The sequence below is a fragment of the Microbacterium sp. P2_F9 genome (assembly GCF_056403635.1).
On record NZ_JBFUFC010000341.1, the window covers coordinates 1 to 2138 of the forward strand.

At 73.0% G+C, this 2138-nt stretch carries 2 protein-coding genes; both read right to left on the bottom strand.

Annotated elements, in window-relative coordinates:
* Positions 1 to 380: DUF5684 domain-containing protein (locus AC1DVT_RS19735; RefSeq protein WP_477391038.1), on the bottom strand; the 380-nt coding region annotated here is incomplete at its 3' end.
* Positions 377 to 2138, bottom strand: a 1762-nt coding sequence (locus AC1DVT_RS19740; RefSeq protein ID WP_477391040.1) for a transglutaminase domain-containing protein, incomplete at its 5' end; no start/stop codon positions are given. The genes AC1DVT_RS19740 and AC1DVT_RS19735, both read right to left, overlap by 4 nt.

A 2138-nucleotide genomic window follows, 5' to 3' on the forward strand; every position in this document is an offset into this window, starting at 1 on the left:
CGCTCACGACCGATCCAGCGCGCCGATCCGGCACCGAGGACGGTCGCCCAGACTGGGAACAGCAGTGCCGCGAGCACGGTCATGCCGGCTCCGTAGCCGAAGGCGAGATTGATCCGGTGCGCCGCGACGACGATGCACACCCAGACGAGCAGCGGCCCGATGAACGGCACCAGGACGAGGAGGTACAGCCAGCCGGAGAGTCCGCCCAGCTGCAGCACGACGACGTGATTGTAGATCGGCACCCAGGCCTTCCACGGCTCTTCGCCGCTCTTGCGGAAGAGCGCGGACAGCGCGAGGCCGATCCAGACGTACAGCAGGACGCCGAAGACGATGCCCGTCACGGCAAGGGCGAGGACGGTGGAGCCGTCGAATGTGTTCATGGCGATGTGCGATGGCTCGGTGCGGAGCCGCGCATCCCCCTCTCAGCGGTGCGATCCCGGCGACCGGTGACGGGCGTCAGTTGTCGGACGAACGATCTCAACGATACGGTCGCGCGGAGCCCGCGCCAGAATCCCCGCTCCGCGCGAAGGCCGCGTCGCTCCTCATCGACGATCCGCCAGAAGGCGGCGGCGTCGGCGTCGGTCGCCCGCTCCGCCGAGAACACGGCCTGATCGGCGGTGGACGCGAGCCGTGCACCGGATGCCGTGGCGTAGACCGCGGCGACCTCGGTGCGGGTGAGCGACGCGGGAGCCGTGCGACCCGCGTCGGTCGCGGCATCCACGTATTCATCCCAGCCGCCGGCGATCCGGTCCGACGGGAGGTGCGCACCACGCCGGCCACGCCGCCGCGCGGCCTTCGCACCGATGACTGCGAGGAACGGCCCGAACGCGAGCGTGCCCAGCAGCAGGGCGATGCCGGCGATCCGCAGTGTCGGCCACAGCCAGGCCAGATCTGCGCGCTGGTCATCCGGCGGACCCTCGTCGGGCACGGACTCCTGCTGGACCGGCTGCGGCGGGAGCACCTCGTGGACCGTCTCGGGGAGCACATCGGTGACGTTCTCGGGATCGCGCTGCTTCGAGACGTCGAGGCGCGGCGGATTCTCGTACTGCGGCGTCGCATCGATCGGCACCCAGGCGCCGTTCGCGTTCTGCACCTCGGTCCACGCCGCGAGGTCCTGCGCGCGGCAGGTGCCGTCAGCGCAGGTGGGGAGCGTCGCGTCCGGCGAGCTCAGTCGCACGCCGACGACCACCCGGGCCGGAAACCCGAGGTCCTGGGCGATGAGCGCCACGGCGACGCTGAACTGCTCGTCGTCGCCGATCGCCGCGACGAAGTCGGAGGACGCCGCGGCCTCGGGATCGGACTCCCGCGCCAGCAGGCTGGCGAACATCGCATCGATGCGCGCAAGCGAGTGCCCCGAGGCGCTCGGCTGGAAGGCGTACCCAGGCAGGTCCTGCGCCCACCGGGCGGGCGTCTCGCCCATCGAGAGCGCGTGGCTGAGGTACCCGCGCTCGCGCAGCAGGCGGACGAGACCCTTGAGCGCGACCCCCCCAGCGCCCTCCTGGTGCTCCTGCACCCAGGCCGCGAGGCTCTCCGGAAGGGGGAGCGCCCCGGCCGGAACGCCAGGCGGCGCAAGCGCGGAGACAGCAGGGACGGCAGGGTCGGCGCCGGAGACGACGAAGCCGTCGCCGGGGGCGAGCCCTCCCCCGGCCGTCTGCAGACCGGCCGCCGCGGACGCGCTGTAGTAGAAGCCCTCGGCGAGGGCGGCCGCGCGGTCGCCGTCGAACTCGACCGAGGCGACCCGGCCGGCCGTCGGCATCCAGACCCCGGTGAGACTGTCGATCACGACCTGCATGCGCAGCGGCTCCCCCGCCCCCGGATCGAGTGCCGCCGGCACCCGGACGAACTGCGCCTCGTCCACGGAGTGGGCGCCGCCGGAGCGGAAGACCTCGCCGTCGTAGCTGTCCAGCGTCGCCAGGCGCACGCGCGCCGGGGCGCCATCCTGAGCCGCGACCGTGAACAGGACGTCGTCGGCGCGCGCGTCGGCGAAGAAGGAGCGGTAGGTCGCGAGCGGGCTGATCTCGGCGGCGAGATCGATGTCGGGCCCCGCAGCGGCCCGCAGCACGTTGCGGTCGGCGCCGCGCGCGACGAACGGGACGGTCGCCACGACGCCGACGATCGCCACCGCGACCAGGCCGGCC